The organism is Shewanella saliphila (genome assembly GCF_014648295.1).
In the GTDB taxonomy this organism is placed as follows: Bacteria; Pseudomonadota; Gammaproteobacteria; order Enterobacterales; family Shewanellaceae; genus Shewanella; species Shewanella saliphila.
Map to the genome: position 1 here is coordinate 1 of NZ_BMQV01000079.1, position 7,235 is coordinate 7,235.

A 7,235-nucleotide genomic window follows, 5' to 3' on the forward strand; every position below is an offset into this window, starting at 1 on the left:
CATACGAGCATCTTTTTCTGACTTTGATAATTTAACGAGTTCAAAAGCTGTGTAGTTTTTCAAAGAATAAAATGATTTAGAAATGATGAGCACATTAGATCACAATTCAATGCGGATTGGTATTATACATATAGAAGTGGCTTTATCGATGCCTAGTGTTTGAGCGCGTAGCAGAGAATGCTAAAACTTTTGTGCTTATTTTCAGTTATGTCTACTTATTCACTATAAGTGTGAGGCAGATCATGGTTTAACCTGTTTTGTTGATACAAAATTTAATTGAGTTAATACACTAATTTATCGTTTGAATGGGGGGAGCGTTGTGAATGCCGTTTTCTACCTTGCCAAATATCATCATTTGCTGCACTTGTTCGTCAAATAAACACATCGACAAATGAAATCTAGATTTATCTGTGAGGATAGCGGTTTTTACAATCTGATATTGGATTCGCTTTAGTTGTTATTGCAACTAGGTTACATATTCCAAGCCGTTGTCTCTTCTCATTTTATGCATGGCAATGTTATGCATGTCTGGCTCTCTAGCCGATTAACACTGTTTAAAGTAGTGGGATCGAGACAAGGTTTTTGACAGAGATTGAATCATGTCAGCTTGTTGCGTTAAATATGATTGCTGTCACTCATAGAAGGATTTTTAGACAATGAATAACATACTTAAGAAAGTTATATATATCGTTGTTTTTATAGTGCTTATTTTTGCTTTTTGGTGGGGGTGGCAATATTTACAAGTCGCTCCGCTAGCCGATGGATTAGTGTCTGGTAACGGCCGAATTGAAGCTGTAGAAGTTGATGTATCAACTAAAATTGCGGGTCGAGTCGATACCATTTTGGCTCAAGAAGGAGACCTTGTTCAGGAGCAACAAGTTGTCGCGCAAATTAACACCGATCAATTGCGTGCTCAGCTGCTTGGTGCTGAAGCTAATGTGGCCAGCGCTGAAAGCCAAGTTGCTTCTGCTCTGGCAACCATCGAGCAGGCAAAGGCTGAAGAAGTGTTAACCGAACAAGAATTGTCTAGGGCTAGAGAACTGGTAAAAGATAACCATATTAGTAAAGAAACCTACGATACGAGAGTCAGTCAAGTTGCTGTTGCTAAAGCAGCGCTTCAGGCGGCTAAAGCTGGCCTTGTGTATCGTGAACGTATGGTCGATGCCGTTAAGGCCAGTACCAAAGAAATCCAAACTCAAATTGATGATTGTGTGCTGAAATCCCCAGTGACTGGCCGAGTGATATATCGACTTGCTGAGCCAGGAGAGGTGCTTGGCAGTGGTGGCAAAGTGTTGACCATGATTAACCTTGCTGATGTCTATATGGAAATATTTGTACCCTCGGCTCAAGCAAATCGTATTGCGATAGGGGCAGAGGCGAGAATTAAATTAGATGTTCTCGATTATACAATTCCTGCATCGGTGAGCTTTGTATCACCTGAATCACAATTTACTCCAAAGCAAGTTGAAACCCTCAGTGAACGTGAAAAATTGATGTTTCGTGTCAAGGTGCGGATCCCCCAGTACCTAGTACAAAAACACATAGAAGATGTAAAGACTGGGGTGCGTGGCGTCGCTTATATTCGCCTGACACCTTTACCCGGAGAGCAGTTGACTCCGTGGCCTGATTTTCTTCAACAATTGTTGCCAGACTCTGAGCCTATTTCAGTCAATCAACATTAATGTGGGTGCATAATCATGGACCAACAACAAAATCCGATCGTCTGTATCAACAATGTCAGCCATAGATATAAAAAAGTCATGGCGATTGAAGATATCACGCTCAGTATTCCTTCAGGGCAAATGGTAGGTTTGCTCGGCCCTGATGGGGTGGGTAAATCAACCTTGTTGGCATTGATTTCTGGGGTCAGAAAATTACAGAGTGGTAATCTTGAAGTGCTTGGCGGTGATATGGCCTCGGCTCGACATCGTTCAAATGTTGGCCCTCGTATTGCTTATATGCCTCAAGGGTTAGGTAAGAATTTATACAGTGAGCTCAGTGTTGCCGAAAACCTTGATTTTTTTGGTAAATTATTTGGCCAAGGAGCCTCTGAACGTAAAACCCGCATTGACCGACTCACCCATGCAACGGGCCTTAATGCATTTTTATCACGTCCAGCGGGTAAGTTATCTGGCGGGATGAAACAAAAGCTGGGTTTGTGTTGTTCACTTATTCATGACCCGGATTTATTGATATTAGATGAGCCAACTACCGGGGTAGACCCTCTTTCTAGACGACAATTTTGGCAGTTAATTAACACAATACGCAGTGAACGGCCTAATATGAGTGTGATTGTGTCTACCGCTTATATGGATGAAGCAGAAGGTTTTGATTGGTTGGTGGCTATGGATGCGGGCCATGTGCTGGACTCGGGTACGCCAAAAGAGCTCAAACTCAAAACGCAATCTGAAAATATTGAGCAAACTTTTACCCGTTTACTGCCCAAAGAAAAACGTGGCAGTGGTCATGCGCTTGTTATCCCTGCTTTTGATAAAACTGATGCCTCACCTGCGATTACAGCCAAAGGCTTAACCCGACGTTTCGGCGATTTTACTGCGGTCAGCAATGTGAGTTTTGAGATTCAAGCCGGTGAGATCTTTGGCTTTTTAGGCTCAAATGGTTGTGGTAAAACAACTACCATGAAAATGTTGACCGGTCTGTTACCTGCGTCAGAAGGGGAGGCATTTTTATTTGGTAAGCCTGTCGATGCCAGCAATATCGACATGCGCAATCGAGTAGGGTTTATGTCGCAAGCTTTTTCCTTGTATGGTGAGCTGACAGTTAAACAGAACTTGACCTTGCATGCTCGTTTGTTCCATTTGTCTGCGTCGAAAACCACAGAGCGAATTGATGTGCTGGTTGATCGCTTTGGTTTGCGTAAGCAAATGGATGATTTGGCATCATCACTGCCACTTGGGATCCGCCAACGCTTGTCACTTGCCGTTGCGGTGATCCACGAGCCAGAAATGCTAATCCTTGACGAGCCCACATCAGGTGTTGACCCTGTTGCACGTGACGAATTTTGGGAGTTGCTTGTTGAGTTGTCACGTCGCGATAAAGTGACCATATTTATTTCAACTCATTTTATGAATGAAGCATTACGGTGCGACCGTATTTCATTAATGCATGCAGGTGAAGTGCTGGTTTATGATGAGCCACAGCACCTGGTTGAAGCCAAAGGGTCTACGTCGCTTGAAGAAGCTTTTATCAGTTACCTTGAAGATGCGATTGGTCAAACACCTCAAAAGCAAGCACCGCTTGAAATCGCTACCACAGCAGAGCCGACAACATTAAGCCAAAGCCAACAGCAGCATACAAAACGTTTTGGCTTTAATCTATCGAGGTTATTGGCCTACAGTTACCTTGAAATGATGGCGGTAATGCGTGACAAAATTCGCCTCGCATTTGCATTTTTGGGCAGTGTGATTTTGTTGATTGTGATTGCTTATGGGATCTCGTTAGATATTGAAGATCTCACTTTTGCGGTGCTCGATTATGACCAAACACCGCAGAGCCGAGAATACATTAGCCACTTTCAAGGTTCCCATTATTTTATCGAACGTCCTGCATTACAAAGCAAAGATGCACTTGAAAGGCGGCTGCAGTCTAACGATATCACTTTGGCGATAGAGATCCCGGCCGGTTTTGGCCGCGATATCAAAAAGGGTCAAACTGCATACGTTTCTGCATGGATTGATGGTGCCAATACCACCCGTGCTGGCACTATTGAAGGTTATGTCACTGGTGCTTATGTTTGGTATTTGACTCAGTTAGCGACAGAGGTCGGTGTTGATGCCAGCGCAATGTATAACGTTGATCAGCAGTCTCGTTATCGTTATAACCCTTCATTTGAAAGCATGTACTCCATTGGGCCTAAAACGCCTGCGCTATTGTTGCTGTTCTTCCCGGCAATTTTGATGGCTGTGAGTGTCTCGCGTGAAAAGGAAGTCGGCACTATCACTAACTTTTTTGTTACGCCAACCAATAAGTTTGAGTTCCTCATTGGCAAGCAGTTGCCGTATATCGCCATAGGCATGATCAACTTTTTAATTTTGACTTTCCTGGTGGTGTTTTTATTACAGGTGCCGTTGAAAGGCAGTTTGTTAGGGCTCACTGTTGGGGCATTTTGTTATGTGTGCGCCTCTACAGGGATTGGTTTAGTGGTGTCATCGGTCACTAAAACTCAAGTCACCGCGGTGTTTGCTACCACTATCGTATCGTTGCTCCCGACTGCGCTGTTTTCGGGATTAGTGCAACCAACATCCACGTTAGAAGGTGGCGGGTACATTATCGGTATGGCGTGGCCGGCTACTTACTATATGCACTTGAGTGTGGCGGCATTTACCAAAGGCTTGAATTTTTTTGACCTGACAGGCGACATCATGATGTTGTCGATTTATGGCCCTATTTTAGTGGTTTTGGCTGCGGCGTGTTTGAAAAAGCAGGAGGCATAACCGATGAAAATCTGGAGTAATATTTTCTGGCTCGGTACTAAAGAGCTCCGCAGTGTCCTGGGCGACGTGACCATGATAATACTGATTGTTTTTTTATTCAGTGCGCAGATTTATTCGCGTTCAACCGCCATTAGTGAGTCGGTGAATAATGCATCTATTGCGATTGTTGACGAAGATCATTCAACGCTTTCGCGTAACATTGCCAATGCTTTCTATCCTCCTTATTTTAAATTAGCAGAGCAAATATCTGCCAGTGAGGTAGACCAAGTGATGGACCAAGACCGCTTTATGTTTGTGGTGAGTATTCCACCACGTTTTGAAGCGGATGTGCGTGATGGACGCTTACCGAGTATACAAATCGATGTTGATGCTACCGCTGTAACTCAAGCAAGCTTAGGTAATAGCTATATTCAAAGCATCATCACCAAGGAGGTTAACTTTTTTGTTAATCGCTCTAATGCAAGCACAGATTACCCTGTGATATTAGTCCAGCGTCGTGCTTTTAATCCTAATGGCACAATGAGCTGGTTTAGTTCAATGGGGGCGCTACTCGATAATGTTACCCTGTTGGCGATCATTCTGACAGGCGCTGCGTTGCTGCGTGAACGTGAGCATGGCACCATTGAGCATTTATTGGTTATGCCGTTGACATCATTTCAAATTATTATGTCCAAGGTGTGTGCTAACGGATTTATTGTGCTGGTTGCGTTTTCATTGTCACTTTTCTTTATGGTCGAAACCTTGCTGGATGTCCCCATTGCCGGATCACGTTGGTTATTACTGGGCGGGACAACGATTTACTTATTTGCCGCGGCCTCGATTGGGATTTTTCTTGGCACCATAGCCCGCACCATGGCGCAGTTTGCATTGCTGTTAATGATTGTCATCATCCCTATGATGTTACTGTCTGGGGGGATTACGCCCATTGAGAGTCAACCCGCCATTATTCAACCATTCACATGGATATTCCCTTCGCGTCACTTTATGGCATTTTCACAGGCTGTGGTTTTTCGAGGTGCTGATTTTAGTATTGTGTGGCCTGAATTGCTTAATATTGTTGGGCTTGGGATGGTGTTTTTTGTGGGCAGTTTAGCGCTATTTAGGCGCTCGATAGCAGTAAGTAAGTAATACTAGAGAAGGTGATGTTTAGCTATTATTTGCCTCGAAATGCCGCTAGATCATTGAGCCACCGATAATGGTGGCTTAATAATGTTAACAACAATAAGTATTCTTATGCGTTATTAATTTTTTGTTTTAAGTCATAAGAGTCTTCAGTAATCACTCGTTCTAACACTTCAATACGTTGACGTAACGAGCTGATTTCATCGTGCAGTGACTTATTGTTGTTTTGTTGTTCGTTAGCCGCCAGGTTTTGACGTTCTTTAAGCTTCATAATGCTCACAATAAAACTGCCTATTATGGCGATGATTGGGATTAAAAGTGCCAGCGTTGCAGGGTTCATAACATGTCCTTATTGATGTATTGCGTTGTGAGTTATTGTGACGTTTTCAATTAGAATTACCAGTGACAAAAGTCATTTAAACAGGGTTACAGGTGTAATTGAATATAATGGACGGATTTTAAGTTATTGAAATATTGTCATATTCAATGTTTTTTATCAATTTTTAAAATTTATTTATTCATTAGCCTTGATATCAAACACTGTGTCCATATATCTAATTTTGTAGCAGGATAGATAACGAAACGCTCGATTGAGGTTTTACTATTCTGGCTATGACAGTGCCGTAAGGGCTGTTACCAACATTGCCACTTTTATGAAAAAGTGGTCACTATTTTACATATTGCTTTAGACAAGGATATGAACATGCGAAACTTTAATCTTACTCCAGATTTAGCCCCTCTTTACCGTAGCGCAATTGGTTTTGACCGTTTAGCCCAACTTGCTGAACATGCTGCTGCCAACAATGCTAACAGTGGTTACCCTCCTTACAATATTGAACTGCTTGGTGAAAATCGTTATCGGATCACTATGGCGGTTGCAGGCTTTGCGATGTCTGAGTTAGACATTATGAGTGAAGGCGAAAAACTGTTAGTTAAAGGCAATAAGACAGCAAAAACGGATGAGCGTAAATACTTGCATCAAGGCATTGCAGAACGTGGCTTTGAGCGGACTTTCCAGCTTGCTGATTATGTACGTGTCGTGGGTGCAGAATTAGAACACGGCTTATTAAATATTGATTTAGTACGTGAAATTCCTGAAGCTATGAAACCACGAAAAATTGATATTGTCAGTACAAACACACTCGGTTAACCCGGTGTAGTCCAGTATATGGGCAGGTAAAGTGGTGGCTTAAAAATTAACGCTACCACTTTATCGTTTATCTTCATCCTATTGTTTATCACTCCCCAATTTAGCTGTTTGCTTACGCCTAGTGTCTATTTGATACTAGGCTTTTTGGTTTAATAGTACAGGCCCCGGACCTTGTGGTTCGAGCAGGTCATCTGGGTTATACAAAGGGCAACTATTCATCGATAAACAGCCACAACCGATGCAGCCTTCAAGTGAGTCTTTCATATTTTGTAATCGACTAATACGTTGTGTGAGTGTGTCTTTCCAATTAACTGATAATGCCGCCCAGTCTTGTTTGGTGGCTGTCCTTCCATTAGGCAGTGAAGCAAATGCGCTGCCAATTTCTGTACTGGTCAAGCCAAACTGGACACTTTTAATTGAGAATTTTCAAACTCTACCGGTGACAGATCACCATTAGCTGAATGAAGTCGCTCCAAGTTGTAATATTTCATGTAAGCCGTCACATCTTG

The 7,235-nt window shown here is 42.6% G+C and carries 7 protein-coding genes; 4 read left to right on the forward strand and 3 right to left on the reverse strand.

The window, feature by feature from the left end:
- The first annotated feature begins 656 nt into the window (after positions 1–656).
- Genes IEY48_RS19950 through IEY48_RS19960 form a run of 3 tightly spaced genes read left to right on the forward strand, consistent with a single transcriptional unit; the run spans position 657 to position 5,582 of the window.
- A complete protein-coding gene (locus IEY48_RS19950) occupies positions 657–1,682 on the forward strand; it encodes an HlyD family secretion protein (protein WP_188923301.1) in 1,026 nt (341 codons plus the stop codon).
- Between the two features lie 15 nt (positions 1,683–1,697).
- Complete coding sequence (rbbA, locus tag IEY48_RS19955; RefSeq protein WP_188923302.1) at positions 1,698–4,454, forward strand: ribosome-associated ATPase/putative transporter RbbA; 2,757 nt, start codon at positions 1,698–1,700, stop codon at positions 4,452–4,454.
- A 3-nt stretch (positions 4,455–4,457) separates the two neighbouring features.
- Positions 4,458–5,582, forward strand: a complete 1,125-nt coding sequence (locus IEY48_RS19960; protein ID WP_188923303.1) for an ABC transporter permease — start codon at positions 4,458–4,460, stop codon at positions 5,580–5,582.
- Positions 5,583–5,685: 103 nt separating this feature from the next.
- Here IEY48_RS19960 and IEY48_RS19965 read toward each other — a convergent pair whose 3' ends face one another.
- The gene (locus IEY48_RS19965) at positions 5,686–5,916 is read right to left on the reverse strand and encodes a hypothetical protein (protein WP_188923304.1); all 231 of its coding nucleotides are present in this window, start codon (positions 5,914–5,916) and stop codon (positions 5,686–5,688) included.
- Between the two features lie 363 nt (positions 5,917–6,279).
- Here IEY48_RS19965 and IEY48_RS19970 point away from each other — a divergent pair, with 363 nt between their 5' ends.
- Positions 6,280–6,726, forward strand: coding sequence for an Hsp20 family protein (locus tag IEY48_RS19970; protein ID WP_160054257.1), 447 nt, complete (start codon positions 6,280–6,282; stop codon positions 6,724–6,726).
- A gap of 135 nt (positions 6,727–6,861) precedes the next feature.
- Here the strand turns inward: IEY48_RS19970 and IEY48_RS19975 are convergent, their stop codons facing one another.
- Complete coding sequence (locus IEY48_RS19975; protein WP_229786607.1) at positions 6,862–7,122, reverse strand: MerR family DNA-binding protein; 261 nt, start codon at positions 7,120–7,122, stop codon at positions 6,862–6,864.
- The coding region (locus IEY48_RS19980; RefSeq protein ID WP_133306622.1) for an IS3 family transposase at positions 7,119–7,235 on the reverse strand (117 nt) is incomplete at its 5' end. The genes IEY48_RS19980 and IEY48_RS19975, both read right to left, overlap by 4 nt.